General features: G+C 45.6%; 15 protein-coding genes. 7 read left to right on the forward strand and 8 right to left on the reverse strand.

Going from position 1 to position 17,030, the window contains the following annotated elements; genetic code table 11:
- Window positions 1-41: 41 nt before the first annotated feature.
- On the forward strand, window positions 42-866 hold the full coding sequence (locus AABW11_RS04600; protein ID WP_340103607.1) for a phosphosulfolactate synthase: 825 nt from the start codon (window positions 42-44) through the stop codon (window positions 864-866).
- A gap of 226 nt (window positions 867-1,092) precedes the next feature.
- Here the strand turns inward: AABW11_RS04600 and AABW11_RS04605 are convergent, their stop codons facing one another.
- The 3 genes from AABW11_RS04605 to AABW11_RS04615 all read right to left on the reverse strand — a co-directional run bounded on the left by AABW11_RS04605 (window position 1,093) and on the right by AABW11_RS04615 (window position 5,264).
- Window positions 1,093-1,629, reverse strand: coding sequence for an REP-associated tyrosine transposase (locus tag AABW11_RS04605; RefSeq protein ID WP_340103608.1), 537 nt, complete (start codon window positions 1,627-1,629; stop codon window positions 1,093-1,095).
- Between the two features lie 149 nt (window positions 1,630-1,778).
- Window positions 1,779-4,166: a phosphoenolpyruvate synthase gene (gene ppsA / locus AABW11_RS04610; RefSeq protein ID WP_340103609.1), complete on the reverse strand. Its 2,388-nt coding sequence runs from the start codon at window positions 4,164-4,166 to the stop codon at window positions 1,779-1,781.
- 177 nt (window positions 4,167-4,343) lie between these two features.
- Window positions 4,344-5,264, reverse strand: a complete 921-nt coding sequence (locus AABW11_RS04615; protein ID WP_340103610.1) for a DUF58 domain-containing protein — start codon at window positions 5,262-5,264, stop codon at window positions 4,344-4,346.
- Between the two features lie 188 nt (window positions 5,265-5,452).
- Here AABW11_RS04615 and AABW11_RS04620 point away from each other — a divergent pair, with 188 nt between their 5' ends.
- A complete protein-coding gene (locus tag AABW11_RS04620) occupies window positions 5,453-6,349 on the forward strand; it encodes a dimethylarginine dimethylaminohydrolase family protein (protein ID WP_340103611.1) in 897 nt (298 codons plus the stop codon).
- 49 nt (window positions 6,350-6,398) lie between these two features.
- Here the strand turns inward: AABW11_RS04620 and AABW11_RS04625 are convergent, their stop codons facing one another.
- A complete protein-coding gene (locus tag AABW11_RS04625) occupies window positions 6,399-7,100 on the reverse strand; it encodes a hypothetical protein (protein WP_340103612.1) in 702 nt (233 codons plus the stop codon).
- A gap of 178 nt (window positions 7,101-7,278) precedes the next feature.
- On the opposite strand from AABW11_RS04625, the gene AABW11_RS04630 reads away from it, so the two are divergent.
- On the forward strand, window positions 7,279-8,247 hold the full coding sequence (locus AABW11_RS04630) for a M28 family peptidase (RefSeq protein ID WP_340103613.1): 969 nt from the start codon (window positions 7,279-7,281) through the stop codon (window positions 8,245-8,247).
- A 7-nt stretch (window positions 8,248-8,254) separates the two neighbouring features.
- Here AABW11_RS04630 and AABW11_RS04635 read toward each other — a convergent pair whose 3' ends face one another.
- Genes AABW11_RS04635 through AABW11_RS04645 form a run of 3 tightly spaced genes read right to left on the reverse strand, consistent with a single transcriptional unit; the run spans window position 8,255 to window position 11,625 of the window.
- Window positions 8,255-9,712 carry an ATP-binding protein gene (locus tag AABW11_RS04635; RefSeq protein ID WP_340103614.1) on the reverse strand — a complete coding sequence of 486 codons (1,458 nt, stop codon included), beginning with the start codon at window positions 9,710-9,712 and terminating at the stop codon, window positions 8,255-8,257.
- An 8-nt stretch (window positions 9,713-9,720) separates the two neighbouring features.
- A complete protein-coding gene (locus AABW11_RS04640) occupies window positions 9,721-10,221 on the reverse strand; it encodes a response regulator (RefSeq protein WP_340103615.1) in 501 nt (166 codons plus the stop codon).
- A gap of 12 nt (window positions 10,222-10,233) precedes the next feature.
- The gene (locus tag AABW11_RS04645; RefSeq protein WP_340103616.1) at window positions 10,234-11,625 is read right to left on the reverse strand and encodes an SLC13 family permease; all 1,392 of its coding nucleotides are present in this window, start codon (window positions 11,623-11,625) and stop codon (window positions 10,234-10,236) included.
- Window positions 11,626-11,950: 325 nt separating this feature from the next.
- On the opposite strand from AABW11_RS04645, the gene cfa reads away from it, so the two are divergent.
- The 4 genes from cfa to AABW11_RS04665 all read left to right on the forward strand — a co-directional run bounded on the left by cfa (window position 11,951) and on the right by AABW11_RS04665 (window position 15,203).
- Entirely contained in the window at window positions 11,951-13,105 is a 1,155-nt protein-coding gene (cfa, locus tag AABW11_RS04650) for a cyclopropane fatty acyl phospholipid synthase (RefSeq protein ID WP_340103617.1), read from the forward strand.
- 380 nt (window positions 13,106-13,485) lie between these two features.
- Complete coding sequence (mnmE, locus tag AABW11_RS04655) at window positions 13,486-14,853, forward strand: tRNA uridine-5-carboxymethylaminomethyl(34) synthesis GTPase MnmE (protein WP_445263741.1); 1,368 nt, start codon at window positions 13,486-13,488, stop codon at window positions 14,851-14,853.
- Window positions 14,854-14,918: 65 nt separating this feature from the next.
- Window positions 14,919-15,059, forward strand: a complete 141-nt coding sequence (locus tag AABW11_RS04660; RefSeq protein WP_340103619.1) for a hypothetical protein — start codon at window positions 14,919-14,921, stop codon at window positions 15,057-15,059.
- 6 nt (window positions 15,060-15,065) lie between these two features.
- Window positions 15,066-15,203: a hypothetical protein gene (locus AABW11_RS04665; RefSeq protein WP_340103620.1), complete on the forward strand. Its 138-nt coding sequence runs from the start codon at window positions 15,066-15,068 to the stop codon at window positions 15,201-15,203.
- A gap of 536 nt (window positions 15,204-15,739) precedes the next feature.
- Here the strand turns inward: AABW11_RS04665 and AABW11_RS04670 are convergent.
- A complete protein-coding gene (locus AABW11_RS04670) occupies window positions 15,740-16,930 on the reverse strand; it encodes an AAA family ATPase (RefSeq protein ID WP_340103621.1) in 1,191 nt (396 codons plus the stop codon).
- Window positions 16,931-17,030 lie beyond the last annotated feature (100 nt).

Raw genomic sequence — 17,030 nt, forward strand, 5'->3', positions numbered from 1 at the left:
TGGTTAAATCATTCATTCCATTAACTCAAAACTTCAGGATCATGGCTAAAGAGAAGACATTCGATTTTTTGAATAAAAATGAACGGGAGTCCAAACCGAGGACTAAAGGTGTTACCGAAATACGCGGCCCTTATTACGATGTGATGGGTAAGCGATATTTAAAAGATATCATGGAGACAATGGGTGAGCATGTTGATTCACTGAAATTTTCCGGGGGGTCCTTCTCTCTCATGCCCAAAAAAGCCGTTACCGAACTCATTGACATTGCCCACGACTATAACTCACTGGTATCCACCGGCGGATTTATGGAGTATGTGCTTACCCAAGGCAAAGAATCTGTAGATAAGTATATTGAAACATGTAAAGATTACGGCTTCGATATTATTGAAATCTCTGCCGGATTCATCACCCTGCCTACCGACGACTGGCTTCGGCTCATTGAGAAAGTGCAAAGTGCCGGGCTAAAGGCGAAGCCAGAAATTGGCATTCAATTTGGTGTCGGTGGAGACACTGCCACAAGCGAGCTGGAAAGTGAAGGAACGCTGGACACCGGTTATGCCGCGAAACAGGCCAGGCGATTTGTTGATGCCGGCGCGTATATGATTATGATCGAGTCGGAAGGAATCACCGAAAATGCAGATCCGTGGAGAACAGATGTGCCGGCTGAATTTATAAACGAAATAGGCCTGGAAAAGCTGATGTTCGAAGCAGCCGATCCGGAAGTCTTTGCCTGGTATATCAAAAATTATGGCCCTGAAGTAAATATGTTTGTTGATAACAGCCAGATTGTGCAGCTCGAAACACTGCGTCGCGGCATTTGGGGGACCAAAAGCCTTTGGGGACGTGTGCTGACGTATAAAGATTAGTAGCATTCACTCGTTCCGAAGCTCCCGCTTGTATGTATTTAGCGGTAAAGAACTTTCAAGCGTCCGCCAGGTCCTTTCCCTATGAATCGCTTGGCGGGTAGCATACATTCGCTGATAACAAGGTGACGCTTGGAGGATCCCGGTAAAGCACCGGTAACGCTTCAAGGTCACTTGGCTCGTTCCGAAGCTACCGCTTCGGAACGCAACCAGGAAGCTCCGCTTCGAATCAACCTCCATACAAAGTAACCGGCAACAGAGCCTTCAGCCCCAAATAGTTTCTTGCTGAGGAATACCTCCAATGTTCTGGAAAATCTACGTACCCCCGCTTGACCGGATTCTCGTGAATGTAGTCTAACTTTTGCACCATCATCTCAAGTGTGGTAATCTGCTTGGCATGAACTCCCTCTTGCCAAACCTGGTATTTACTCTGGGTTTTGTGCTTTAATTTTGCCCGTTTGAGCTGCTTCAGCAGACGGTGGAAATTTCCGAACTCCAGAAAATTGATAATCTGCCGGGCGGAAAAGGATTTAAAGTTTTTCAATTTCTTCGACAGATCGTCCCCTTTTGCAATAAAATGAATGTGGTTCTCCATAATCACATAGCCATATAGTTCAACATCTCTTGATTTTTGAAGAAATAGGAACCCTTCAAGTACGATTTGGGCAATTTCTGGATTTGCAAACAGCGGAAGGCCGTCAACAATACTGCTGGTTAGAAAGTATGGATATTCTGTTTCGTGGATTATGTATCGGCTGCGGCTCATTGCTCATTATCAACGTTCTTTTGTTGTATGAGCGTATTTTGTGGGAAACCTTACAATCTTTTTAGTAAAAGCAGAGCTTCCGGGTTGCGTTCCGAAGCAAGAGCTTCGGAACAAGCAGAAAGCAGGAGCTTCGGAACAAGTAAATAGCTCTAATCTTTTCCCTCGGCCTTCAAAATATTTTTGATTCCCGTGGCGATAGCATCGGGGTTAAAGGATATACTGTCGATACCTTTTTCTACCAGGAACTGTGCGTATTCGGGAAAATCACTGGGTGCCTGACCGCAGAGCCCGATTTTCTTGCCTGAGTTTTTAGCTTTCTCAATGGCCTCGGCAATGGTTTTTCGGACGTGGGCATTCCGTTCATCAAAGATATTGCTGACCAGTTCTGAATCCCGGTCCACGCCAAGAGTCAGCTGTGTGAGATCGTTCGAGCCGATAGAGAATCCGTCAAAGACTTCTGCGAAATCTTCCAGACCGATTACATTTGATGGGATTTCCACCATCACAAAAAGCTCAAGCCCGTTTTCACCTTGTTTGAGGCCGTTTTTTTTCATCTCTTTCACAACCTCTTTAGCTTGATCAACTGTTCTGCAAAAAGGGATCATTAGTTTAATATTATCAAGACCCATATCGTTTCTTGCGCGCTTCATTGCCAGGCATTCGAGGCGAAAGCCCTCGCGGTACTGATCGCTGGTATAACGGGATGCTCCACGAAAACCAAGCATCGGGTTTTCCTCATCAGGCTCAAACTGTTTCCCACCGAGCAGATCCGCATACTCGTTCGATTTGAAATCACTCATCCGCACAATAACTTCACGGGGATAAAATGCAGCAGCAATAGTGCCCACAGCCATCGATAATTTTTCCACGAAGTAGTTTTCTTTATCACCATAAGGAGCGGTTAATTCATTAATCTCTTTAACAGCCTCGTCATCTTCCAGTTCGTCAAAATGAACCAGTGCCAGCGGGTGCACCTTAATAGAATTATTGATAGCAAACTCAAGCCGCACAAGTCCGACGCCATCCACCGGGTATGAGGCATACTGGAAAGCCAGCTCCGGGTCGGCAAGAATCAATTCTACGTCAGTATCAGGATCAGCAAAATCCTCGGTATCAATCTCTTCCTCTTCCCATTCCAGGATGCCCTCATAGATTTTTCCAGTTTGACCCTCGGCACACGAGACAGTTATTTCCTGGCCGTCCCGGATCTTTTCGGTGGCGTCTTCGGCCCCCACCACGGCCACAGCCCCGAGCTCCCTCGCCACAATAGCTGCATGGCTGGTTCTGCCTCCGCTATTCGTTACAATAGCTGATGCCTTTTTCATAAGAGGGTCCCAGTCGGGATTGGTTATTTCAGTGATCAGCACGTCGCCTTTTTCAAGATCGTCAGAATCCTCCGGTGATTGAAGAATCCGGGCTTTACCTGCGGCAATTTTGTCACCTATACTTTTCCCTGTGGCAATTATCTTTCCATCATCTTTTAAGGAGTATTGTTTTAACTTACTGATCTTTTCTTTTGACGAATGAACCGTTTCCGGACGGGCCTGTACGATGTATATTTCACCGGAATTCCCGTCTTTTGCCCATTCAATATCCATCGGTTTTCCGTAGTGTTCTTCAATTTTCAGACACCATTTTCCAAGTTTTTCAACTTCTTCATCAGACAAAATAAAAGAGAGCCGTTCCTCTTTGGTCGTTTTTGCATCTTTGGTATTCTGGCCGTCTTCATTCGTTGTCTCAGAGTAAATCAGTTTTTTTTCTTTTTTTCCGGCAGATTTTGAGATGATCGGAAGCTTATCATTTTTCAAATTTCGTTTATAGAGATAAAACTGGTCGCCAAGAACTTCACCGCCGACTATATAATCACCCAGCCCCCAGCTTCCGTTAATGAAGATGACATCTTCAAATCCATTATCGGGTTCAATAGTAAAGGCTACTCCTGAGCAACTTTTATCTGCACGCACCATTTTTTGAACTCCCGCCGAGAGGGCAATCTTCAGGTGATCAAAATCATTATCTTCACGATATTTTATAGCCCGGTCGGTAAAGAGAGATGCATAACAATTTTGAACAGTGTTAGCCACATTCACTCCTCCTTTAATATTCAGGTACGACTCGTGCTGGCCGGCGAAACTCGCCTCCGGAAGATCTTCTGCTGTGGCACTGCTGCGGATAGCAACACTCTCCAGGTCTTTTTCGCGCTCTTCTAATTCTTGATATGCCGTTTTGATTGCTTCAATGAGCTCCTCCGGCATTGAGGCATTCATGATCTTACTGCGAATAGTTTTTCCAATCTCTTTGAGATTTGAAAATTCTTCTCTGTCCAGTTTTTCGAGCTGTTCCCCAATTGGATCTTTCAGTTCATTTTCGTCGATGAATTTCCAGTATGCTTCGGCTGAGGTTGCAAAACCGTCGGGTACACGAATGCCTTCTGAACTGAGCTCGCGAAACATCTCGCCTAGCGAGGCATTCTTTCCTCCCACGTCTTCTACTCTCGATTGATTTAGTTCGTTAAAAGGATATATATAGTTAGGCATGCTTTAAGTTTTTTTACATTCCTATTGACTTTAAAAACATGAGCAGAGCGATTTACGTTTCTTAGAGGCGTTACAGTATTTGTCTTACGATCCCTCAACTCTCATTTTGACATTCACTAAAAACTCACAACTCATCCCTCAAAACTCTTATCCATTATCTTCCATCTCTTATCTAAATCACATTAACCGCTTACGCTTATTGAGATAGGCAAGCAAAGCGAGATCGAGAGATTTCTGCGTGTCAATCTCCTCGAAGTCAACTAAAGCGTCACTACAAGCGATTTTGAATTTGTGGGTGTACTCATTTACTTTTGCCTTGTAATCGTCTTTAACTTGGCTGGGTATAACCTCAATTTCTGATCCGGTCTCCATATCTTCAAACAAAAACTTTCCATCGCTGAAGTCCAGTTCCCGTTCGCTCTTATGCTCAAGCACGTTAAAGAGGAGAACCTCGTGTTTTTGATGACGAAGATGGCGGAGGGCCGAAATGAGTGCGTCATGACCATCTACATTTTCGAACAGGTCGGTGAGAATCACAACAAGGCTCCGGCGGTCGAGCTTTTCGGCAAGAGAGTGAAGGGCATCAGCTGAGGCAGAACTCCGCTGGTCTTTCGACCGTTTTTTCTCCTGTTCAAGTTCTTCTTCAAGATGTTGATAAATAAGCCTCAGGTGGCTTCTGGTTGATTTTTCGGGTAGCCGCAACCGTATATCTTCATCAAACAGGGTGAGGCCGGTTGCGTCGCGCTGGCGGTTCATCATGTAGGCGAGGGCTGAAGCAAAATGGATGGCGTATCGCAGTTTGCTCCAATCTGCAAAATGCCGAAAGTACATGGAGCTGCTGACATCGAGTGCTATGTGAGCACGTAAATTTGTTTCGGCTTCGTACTGCTTTACATAAAAGCGTTCCGACTTCCCATATACTTTCCAATCGATATGCTTAAAATCATCTCCCTGATTGTAGGGGCGATGTTCGGCAAACTCAACGCTAAAACCGTGATAGGGGCTACGGTGAAGGCCTGAGACAAAACCTTCAACAATTTTACGGGCTTTAAGCTCGAGGGGAGCCAGCTGATTTAATAGTTTGTGATCTAATATCATAAGGGAACCTACCGGTTTCTGTCCGCATCAACAAGATGAAAAGTTTCCAACGAACTATTTTGATACATCATTACATTATAATTACTCTTACCTTTCAACCGCGAGTAAAGAGTTCTCTAAAGAGAAATAATAAGAGAGGGTGTTGAAAAGCCCTCTGTAAGCGTTCAGTTAATAAATTTAGCAAGATCATGTCTACCGTAATTACCTCCGTTGATCAACTTAATTTTAAGCGTTCCGAATTGAAACCCATGACGGCTCCATCGAAGGTTATGATGGTTGAGCCCACCTATTATGATGTGGAGTATGTCATCAATCCGTATATGAAAAACCAGATTGGTGCTGTAGATAAAATACAGGCCAGGAATGAGTGGGAACATTTGCGTGACGGCTACAAAGAACTTGGATTTAAGGTAGATGTGCTGGACGGCCGTGAAGGGTTTCCCGATATGGTATTTTGCGCAAATCAGAGCCTGCCCTATATCAGCCCTGAGGGTGATAAACATGTCTTGATGTCTATCATGAAAGCAGATCAGCGCAAAGGTGAAGTACCATTCATCGAGCAATATTACCGTCGAAAAGGCTATGCGATTCATCATATTGAAAGTGAAACCGTTGAGTCATTTGAAGGCATGGGGGATGCACTCTGGCACTTTAAACACGGCCTGATCTGGGGAGCCTATGGATTCCGGAGCTCGCTGGAAGTATATGATCAAATATCAGAACTGTTCGATGTTCCTGTCATAGCCCTTGAGCTTCAGCGGGAAGAGTTTTACCATCTCGATACGTGCATGTGCGTCCTCAATGAAGAGACTGTACTTGTGTATAGTGATGCCTTCACAGCCCAGGGGATGGATCTTATCAGTGCTATGTTCGATACCGTGATTGAAGCGACAGCCTACGAAGCTGAAAACCTGTTTGCCGTAAATGCAGTTTCACCTGATGGGTTGAACGTGCTCATCCAGCAGGGATGTACCGATGTAAACCAAAAGCTTCGCGACGCCGGTTTTTATGTTCACGAATACAGTACGTATGAATTCCTGAAAAGCGGCGGCAGCGTGTTTTGTATGAAGATGATGCTCTGGTAATCAGTTTTGAGTTTTGAATTTTTAGTTACAACTAAACACTCAAAATTAATCACTGGTTACTAATTCGGTACCGTATAATATCTTCGAGCGGGACATCCTCACCGCGTTGGGCCTGAAGTTCTTCGATAAGAGACGTTGATACCCCAATTCTTTGCATCCGAATAAGTTGATCCGGCGTCACATCCTTGTAGCCCAGGTCGTGAACATTACTTGTATAGTACGCAGTTACTCCGGCATCGCGCAGCTGTACGAAGTCGTCAATCGTCAAATCATATCCCAGCTCAATCATCATGGCCATAAACGTGGAGGATGCATCTGCTCTTGCAAGTCTGCGGGCGTCATCAAGTGTCAGGTTCTCAAAGCCAAGAGACCGCACGTTGGAAACGTAAGTAGCAGTTACCCCATCTTCCCGAAGTGACCGAAGATCGTCATCTGACAGATCTCCGTAGCCCATTTCAACCATTCGTTCGCCCATTCGATCGAGGAGATCCTGGGTCGGGCCTCCCATATTTGTTACCGAGGAGATTACATCTGTTGGGCCTGAGCTTGAAAAGAATCCGGTGCCTGTTACGAATGAAATACCTATAAATACGATGATAATGGCGATAATGATTCTACCAGCTTGTCCGGAAGATTTATTATTGTTTGATGAGGACCTTGACTGTTCTACCATCTTGTCGATATATGTATCAAGCGGGTCTTGCCTGGAATCTTTACTTTGATTTCGGTAATGGTCAGATTTTTTATTCATGACGGGTATTCAGATTAAATTTTCGAGGCAAGATTAATGTACGCAGATTCTCACTTTTTGTTTTCATTTTATGAATTGAATTAAAGATCAGGCGATGTCTGTTTTCACATGTGAAAATTCTATATTTAACGCCCCAGTACCTGCCCGATAAATCCCAAATGATTAATTCAGTTTCAAGATGATGGTAAAGATCAATCGATATCTGTTACTTTTAATTTCTCCTCTACTTTTGTTGGCATGCAGTCAACAGGCTGACTACGCATCTGATCCGGCCCAAGCCGAACAGCACCAGTCCCTTAAGGATGTCGAATATTTGTCTTCAGACGCACTTGGCGGAAGGGAAACGGGCACGCAGGGGAATCGAATGGCGCGCGAATACATTGAAAACCGGTTTGATTCTCTCGGACTGAAGATGTTTGGAGCGAGCTACCGGCAGCCGTTCAGCCAGGCCGTGTCTACAGGTGAAGCAGATACTGATACCGTGACAGCGATAAATTTGGTTGGATATGTTGAAGGGAGTGTCAATTCGGAGAGATTCATTGTGATAACGGCACATTACGACCACCTGAAAACCCGGCAAGAAAGTATTTATAATGGGGCAGACGATAATGCCTCAGGTACCGCCGGATTGATGGCCGCAGCCGCATATTTCACAGAAAATAGTCCTGAAAACAGCATCATATTTATCGGCTTTGATGCAGAAGAGAAAGGTCTTGCCGGCGCACGATATTTCACTGAAAATCCGCTTGTGCCGCTCGATCAGGTCGTAATAAACATCAATATGGATATGATCAGCACAAATTTCGAGAATGAACTTTACGCTGTAGGTACTTATCACTATCCCTTTTTAAAACCATTTATTGAAGAGTACACAAATGATGCACCGGTGAATGTACTATTTGGTTATGACTCTGACGAGTGGGATCAAAACTGGACGCTTGCATCTGATCACGGCCCGTTTCATCAAAAAGATGTGCCATTTATCTATTTTGGTGTGGAAGATCACGAACATTATCACGCTCCATCAGATACGTATGAAAATATCAACCCGGAATTTTACCTGGGAGCTGTTGAAACTATTATCGGGGTGATTGAGGGTCTGGATCGGGATTTGAATGAGATTGCTGAACAGTCAGGCCGGTTCTGAGATTAATCTACTGAACCGGAAGCCTGACCGTGAAAATCGCGCCCCCCGTATCAGAGTTTTTTGCGCTGATGGTGCCGCCGTGCTGCTCCACAATATCTTTTGATATGGAGAGGCCGATCCCTAAACCAAATTTCACATCAGATTTTTTCGTGGAGAAATTGGATTCAAAAATTCGATCGAGGTGCTCTTCTTTGATGCCAGGCCCCGAATCCTCAATAGTGACCACAATCTGCTGGCTTTTAGTTTCACATTGAATAAACAACGACCCATTTTTACCCATCGCGTCAGCTGCGTTGAGGATAATATTTGTCCACACCTGGTTCAGGGCTGCCGCATTTGCCCGTATCTCCGGGATCTCTTCCAGGTTAATCTCAATGTCGTAATATTTGATTCGGTTGCTGGTCAGCTGCAGTGTGTCGTGGATTCCCTCCCGAATATCGATCTCCTCCCATTCCTGATCGGAATCGCTCCGGCTGTAGCTCTTCAGGCTCTGAACCATACCCGAAATCCGGTTGCCGGCCGATTCGATATTTTGAAACATTTTTCCCATCTCAAAATAATTCAGATAATTGTTGAGCTCATTACTCCCGCTGATATCCTTTTCTTTAAGAATGCCGATCAGGAATTCGGGAAACTGAGCCATCAGCCTTAATTGCTGTTTACGGGCGTCCGGGAAGCTTTTTTCAAGCTTATTGGCTCGCTTACGTATCGTTTTCGTGTCGGGGTACCCGGCTTTTTTCCCGGACTCATAAAATTTCTGCGCCGTATCACGCCCGACTATGTCATCATGGAAGTCGTTTAAGAGACTGGTAATGCGGGTTTCAAGTGTTTCAGTCGATCGAAGCAATGACGCTGCCGGGTTATTTACCTCGTGGGCAAATCCTGCCACAAGCTGACCAAGGGTCGCCATTTTCTCTTGGTAGATAAGCTGTTCCTGCGCTTTTTGAAGGTCATTATAGGCTTTTTTTAGCTCGTTTCGTTCGCTTTGAAGCCGCTGGTTCACGGAATCGAGTTTCATCTGAAGGATAATGGTCCCCCGGAACCGCTCCAGTAAATTGGCGAGAATCAGCTCATCAAAATAATCCTGCATTCTCGGTGATCCCGCAATCAGCTGCTTGAGCTCTACATCCGGAATTTCAAGGATAGTACACGGTTTTGTGGTTATCGCCGTCGTGAGGGATGGCCTGCCGGTAGTATAAGCAATGATACCAATAATTGATCCGGGCAGAAGATCCAGTACAGGAAAGTTTATACCGGTATGAGGTTTCTTCTTGTATAGCTTTGCCTCACCATCCAAAAGGATATAAATATTTTGTAGCTCGTCGCCTTCCCGAAAGAGCTCCAAACCTTTCTCTGTTTTTCTGAGGAACCGACCCGAGTCACTTTCATCGTCAATCAGCCGCCGGATGAGCTTTGTTACCTGCGTTCGGTCTTCAAGCCACTGTGTTCCAAATTTAAATTTCATAAAGTTAACTATTGATCTGTGATGCCACGCTCTTTGCGTATGTAGTCGGCTATGCGCGTGCTGTCGAGAACACTCATATATTCCATCGGGTTGTCTGCCTGCTCGATCACATAATCCGTCAGAAGTTTACGCGTTGTTTCAACCAGGTCACCTTTTTCCCATGGTTTGGCAATGTAATGTTTGAGGTCAGCTTCATTCACAGCCCGAACCGTTTCATCCAAACCGGCCTGGCCTGTGATGAGGACTTTCCGGGTGCGTTCAGTATTTGGGTTTTTCTGCATCTCAACCAGCAGCTCAACGCCATTTTGCCCCGGCAGAACATGATCACAAAGGATCAGCCCAATCTCATGGCCGTCATCAATCAGTGCGTTAATGAGCTCCCGGGATTCCTCGGCAGAATCAGCCATTTCGATTGGGAATGTATCCTCAAACTCCTCAAGATCTCTTACAATAGCATCGAGAACTTCAGGTTCGTCCTCAACAACAAAGATGTAGATTTTATGTTTCATAGCGAGCATGATTTAAATGATATTTGGCCAGTAAAAAACAGAGAGAAGCAGGATCAGTGCCAGGCCAATAATACCAATGATGGAACCTGACAGCAGCATGTGCTTCGTTTTGAGAACGCCGGTACTTTCAGCAATGGCATTGGGCGGTGTTGATATTGGGAGGATCATCGCAAAGCTTGCCGACAGCGCAATGACCAGGCCAATCATCAGCATACCAAAAACACCTTCCAGCGCACCGGAGGTAACCAGCGTGAGCGCCAGCGGAATTAGCAGGGAAGCCGTAACCGTGTTCGACAGAAAATTGGACATAATCAGCGCAACGGCCCCGAACACAACAAGTACCATTATAGATGACAGATCTCCCCAGGCGATACCGCCAACGAGCCAGCTTGCGAGTCCGGTGTCTTTCATTGAAATACCCAGCGCTATTCCTCCAGCAATTAGCCAAAGGACTTCCCACGGAAGCTTCCTGATATCCTGTTTGCCGAAAGCAGAAGAAAGCGTGAGCACTACAACGGGAAGCAGCGCCACAATACTGCTTTTGATACCGTGAAACCCTTCGGTGACCCAAAGCAACACGGTAATCCCGAATGTGACATACAAAAGTATGGCATGTGTTGACGTTTGAAGTTTTGAATCCATATCAAGCGCAACAAACTCTGTAGCGGGCGGGTGGAGCCGGAGCAGAACTTGCCAGGCAACAATTAGCATTACAACTGCGAGCGGGAGTGCGTAAAGCATCCAGCTGCCAAAGGCTACTGAAAGTCCCTGCTGATTCAAAGCGGCAATCACAACGGCGTTAGGCGGCGTTCCTATAGGTGTGGCTATTCCTCCGATGTTTGCTGCAAATGGCACGGAAAGCGCAACACCAATCCGGGCAGGATCACCGGCATCCATTTTAGCGATGATGGGAATAATGACTGTAATCATCATTGCTGTAGTAGCTGTGTTGCTCATAAATGCCGAAAGCGCAGCGGTGACCGCCATAAGCCCGAGCATGATGGTAGCCGTTCGTGTTCCAAACGGTCGTAAAAGTATGCGCGTTAAGTTTTTATCGAAATCATATTTAACGGCCGCATCAGCCAGTACAAAACCGCCCAGGAACAGAATAATAATTGGGTTTGCTAGCGTACCGATGAATTGGGTGTACGACTGTGGATCGTATTCGGCAACAGAGGAGTAGTCAATAATTCCTTCTGCACTTAGCAACAGTACCTGGGAAAAGATGACAAGGATTGAAGTTGAATAAATTGGGATGGTTTCGAACATCCAGAAAATAGCGGCCAACAGAAAAATGCTCATCGCAACATGGCCGGCAATCGAGAGACCCTGGAAATTAACAAGAAGAGGAATACAGAACCCAATGATTCCTAAAGTTAAACCTGTTCGTTGTGTATTTGTCATTGGCGTTGACCCCGAATCTTATTGAATCGCTATTCATAATATATCTGAAAATGTATGTTCTGTTGATGAAGAAAGTAAATAAAGAATGAACGAGTGCCTTTGTCACAAAACCGTGCCAATGTATAATGTCGGCGTTATCGTGAATTCGAAATCCTGGTGAGGCATCATACAGGTCAGGCTTACAAAGTCATTCATAAAATGGCTACAAAATAAGTTAAATCAAGCTTTTATATTTTTTTGATGGGGGTAGCTTTGAAAATAAGAGAAAAAATTAGTTAAATAATAGTGATCCCCTGCTATTCGAACCGTAACGAATTTTAAGGCGATGATTAACACACAAGAGAAAATTCAAGAGTTACTTGTCCAGGCTGATATTTGTTTAAATGGAGACCGTCCCTGGGATCTCACTGTTCATGATAACAGGTTTTATGACCGTGTGATCCGCCACGGATCTATCGGGCTCGGTGAGGCTTATATGGACGGATGGTGGGACGCTGAAGAACTGGACGAGTTTTTTTGCAAACTTTTAAGGGCTGAACTTGATAAGAAGGCGGGCTACTCACCCGGGTGGATTTTACTATTCCTAAGATCTCTCTTCACGAATCTTCAAAGACAAACTAAAGCCTACCAGATCGGGGAGCGTCACTACGACATCGGGAATGATCTCTACAGAGCCATGCTCGACAAGCGTATGGTCTACACCGGCGCTTACTGGGAGGATGCTTCCACACTTGATGAAGCCCAGGAGAATAAACTGGAGATGGTTTGCCGGAAACTTGGGCTGCAGCCTGGCCAATCAGTCCTTGACATCGGTTGCGGCTGGGGAAGTTTTGCGAAATATGCGGCCGAAAAATATGACGTAGAGGTTATCGGAATTACAGTCTCAAAGGAACAAGCAAAGCTTGGGCGAGAGCTATGTGAAGGACTTCCTGTTACGATTCGTCTTCAGGACTACCGTGATCTTGATGAACAGTTTGAACACATTGTATCACTCGGTATGATTGAACATGTTGGCTATAAAAATTACAGAAAGTACTTTGATGTCGTCACCCGCTGCCTGTCCGATAGCGGATCGGTCCTTTTGCAATCCATCGGCAGCAGTTATGCAGTGCGGGTAACCGATCCCTGGATCCAGAAATATATATTTCCAAACTCAATGCTTCCCTCCATCTCACAGCTGGCAAATGCATTTGAAGGCAAACTAGTGGTGGAAGACTGGCAAAATATCGGTGTGGACTATGACAGGACTCTGATGGCCTGGTTTCGAAATTTTAACAAGAACTGGAGCTCTCTTAGTCACAACTATTCCGAACGCTTCTACCGCATGTGGAAATATTACCTGTTGATGAGCGCAGGTGGTTTCAGGGCCCGAAAGAACCAATTATGGCAAATTGCATTTACAAAATCGGGTCTGCCTAATGGGTTTCGGGTTCCGGGATACCGGGAATCGGAGGTGGCATATCTCTCAAAGCAGGGGTAAAGCTGTAAAAAAACGTACGATCAAACACACAGGGGCAGAGTCATATAATCCGGCCACAAAATCACTCCATCCAAGGGTGATAGCTAAACCAAACAGGAACAATGCCATAAAAAATAGATACGGCTCTTTTGATTGATCTGGATTTTTTTAATAAAAATGGAAGGGAAACCTGTGATGAAAGACACTGCAGATCCAACGGTTAAAATATTTGTGAGTATACTCATTTTCTCTTCTCCATAATTTAGTGTTAACAGATCGTCTTTTCTCTTGCTGATGCATTCGCAGAATAATTAATTACATTATTGAGTGTAATTAAAGCCGTTAAGTTTGACGGATTTTTAATATTAATCTCCAATCAATTTTCAACTGCTGTGCCATCAATAAATCAACTTCCACCCATCGCTGCTATCGCAACTCCAATCGGAGAGGGGGGAATAGCCGTCATACGGGTATCCGGAAAAGATGCCATCCATAAAGTAAATGACTGTTTTAAAGGTAAAGACCTGATGGCGGTCGATTCTCATACGGCACATTTTGGAAAAATCATTCAAAAAGGCGGCCGGGTGGTAGATGAAGTTGTGGCCACTGTTTTCAAATCTCCAAAGTCGTATACCGGCGAGGATACTGTTGAAGTCTCGTGCCATGGCGGCGTACTTGTGACCCAGGCGGTTCTGGAAACGGTTTTGGCGTTGGGAGTCCGCGGCGCTGAACCGGGAGAATTTACCCAGCGCGCTTTTCTGAACGGTAAACTGGATCTTGACCAGGCTGAGGCGGTGGCTGATCTGATTCACGCCAAGAGTATTAAAGCAGTGGATGCGGCCCATCAGCAGCTGGAAGGCAGGCTTGGGAAACATATCAAAGAATTTCGGCAGCAGATTGTGGACGCCACAGCGATGGTGGAGCTGGAGCTCGATTTTATTGAGGAGGACGTGGAGTTTGCCAACAAAGAGCAGCTGCGAAAATTACTGTCCGATCTGGATGAAGAGATTGGCCGGCTGCTCGACACCTACGAAACCGGCCGCCTGGTGAAGGATGGCGTGAAGACGGTGTTCATAGGCCGGCCGAATGCCGGAAAATCTACGCTGCTTAATACGTTAGTGGGGAGCGAGCGCGCCATCGTTACCGAAATTGCCGGGACCACCCGTGATACCATCGACGCAGACTGGAGCTACGATGGACTTTTGTTTCGGCTGATTGACACGGCCGGACTGCGGGAAACGGAGGATATAATTGAGGCAGAGGGCGTGAAGCGGTCACAGAAAGCCTTTGAACAGGCAGATTTGGTTGTGTACCTGAAAGATCTCTCGCTACCGTTTGATGCAGACGAGCGCGAGGAGATTGCCGGGTTTCAAAAGAGAGCCGCAGACACGCCGTTCCTGCTAGTCGGGACCAAGCTGGACCTTGCGGATCATTCACAGGAAGAGCGCATTCAGTACGATTTGAAGATCTCGGCGATTGAAGAGCAAAATATCGAACAGCTAAAAAAGATAATGAAGCAGCGCGCTCTGGAAAGTAAAGATTATGATACATCCAGCCTTCTGGTGACCTCCTCGCGTCATCGGGATGCGCTGCAGAAAGCACGCGAAAACGTACGCCGGGCCATCACTGCACTCGACCAGGGCATGACCGGTGACTTCCTGTCCATCGACCTCCGGGCCGCCCTCAAAGACCTCGGCACCATCACCGGTGAAATAACAAATGAAGACGTGCTTGATAGTATATTCTCGCGGTTTTGTATTGGTAAGTGACCGTAGAGCGGGTCGCCGACCCGCTTATCATGAACCTGGCAAACCACCGATCGTGGTGAAAGGTTATGGCACTGGTTTACTTCCATCCAAAACCCGGACAAGGATCGTTCATCGAATATTCCCCTCTCGGCTCAGGCGAGCCGTGGTACGTAGAGCGGGTCGCCGACCCGCTTATCATGAACCTGGCAAACCACCGATCGTGGTGAAAGGTTATGGCACTGGTTTACTTCCATCCAAAACCCGGACAAGGATCGTTCATCGAATATTCCCCTCTCGGCTCAGGCGAGCCGTGGTACATAGAGCGGGTCGCCGACCCGCTTATCATGAACCTGGCAAACCACCGATCGTAGTGAAAGGATATGGCACTTGTTTACTCCCACCCCAAAACCCGGACAAGGATCGTTGATCGAATCCTTCCCCTCTCGGCTCAGGCGAGCCGAGGTACGTAGAGCGGGTCGCCGACCCGCTTCTCATGAACCTGGCAAACCATCGATCGTAGTGAAAGGATATGACACTTGTTTACTTCCACACAAAACACGGACAAGGATCGTTGATCGAATCTTCCCATCTCAGCTCAGGCGAGCCGAGGTACGAACTTCCACAGGCAACTTAATAAGACGATTTCTCAATAGGAGTGTTAGTAATTCGACTGCGATACATTCATGGAATTTTTTTCTAATAGTGAGTTCAGAACTTTTGGTGATGTCTACTCAGGGATGAAATAACTGTTAATTATAAATGGCATTAATGGCATTATTAGCATTAATTTGATAAATGAGTTAGAAAACCTTTGTTTATGAGTCGTACAGGTATATTCTGAATAAATTCAATTGGCTGGTTACTTTACGCGCTCAGCATGTATTCTTTTTTAAAGTAAAAATATACTTTAATACAAAAGCCCAAACATCCAAAGCGGAATTCTGTTTTCGGACCCTACCTCAAGATTATCTGCTGCAACAATTGGATGCGATCCATCGCTTACATCCGGCAGCGGTTCATCTCGGTCGCCCGTGGTTATTGTCATGCCATTTAGATAGACAGCCCCGGATTTATGAATAGAACAGTTGAACCCGGCATTTTGAAGCTGACTAATTAAAAACGTCTTCCGAACCGCATCAGGCCGCGGCTGGTTCCCTGCAAATTGCAGAAACGACGGATCACCGGGCGCAATGAGGTCCGGCTTGCGATGCCTGGTGGTTCCTGTTCGATTGAGCCAAATCCTGTGAATAATACCTGTGTGCTCAAGAAGCGACAGCCATGAGTAGATGGAATCGCGGCTTACGGAAAGATACCTGGCCATATCGGAAATATTAGGTTTGAATGGGCCCTGGTGAATAATAAGTGCTAAGAGACGCTTAATTTTTGTAACTGACCGATAATCCACTCCCTCAAGAGCAGGAAGCACAGATTCAAGGAAAGTATTCATCCGCTGCTCACCAAACAGAGTTCCCGGGTAGTATCCTGGTTTGTTCTTGGGTGAAAATAGTGTTCCGCCGGCTAAGTACCTTCTGAAAGGCGGAATTGGCTGAAATAATCCGGAGATTCCCTCTGAGAACTCTTTATGAAATGAAACAATTTCCCCGAGCTTTTTCTGATCAATTCTGATGGATTCCCTGAACTGCAGATATTCGCGAAACGAGAGTGGAGGCAAATGATGGGAAGACACTTGGCCTGCAAGTGGATTCAAAAAGGTTAGCGGAGCAGCTGACGTTGAAATCAGTCTAAGATCCGGCAGGTCACTTATAATCTGAGTGATACTTTGGGCGCGGTCCGGGTAGGAATGTAAATCATCAATAAGCAAATGCCGGCCTCCATTCAGATAAAAAAGTTCGGCTATCTCATAGAGAGATTTAGTATGAAACCAGAGCGTTTCACCGGATAGGTAAAGTGACTCTTCCGGCGGTAGATCATCATGATAGTCAGCCAGTTGAAGCAGTAGTGTTGATTTACCGGTTCCCGGTGCACCGTAAATAATTGTAAGGCGTTTGGTGAAATCTATACTATAGTAGAGATGCCTGAAGAATTTGTTTGGTACTTTTTGGCGAAGCTGCTGATCCCGTTCTATAAAAAAATCCATAAGTGTTGGTTTGATTCAACACAAATATATAAATACTGTCGACTCGAAACTACAATTAATAAATTAATTGTATAATAGTTCAGTCAAAATGTCCGAAGCA

It is taken from the genome of Rhodohalobacter sp. 8-1 (genome assembly GCF_038150125.1).
Taxonomy (GTDB): Bacteria; Bacteroidota; Rhodothermia; order Balneolales; family Balneolaceae; genus SW132.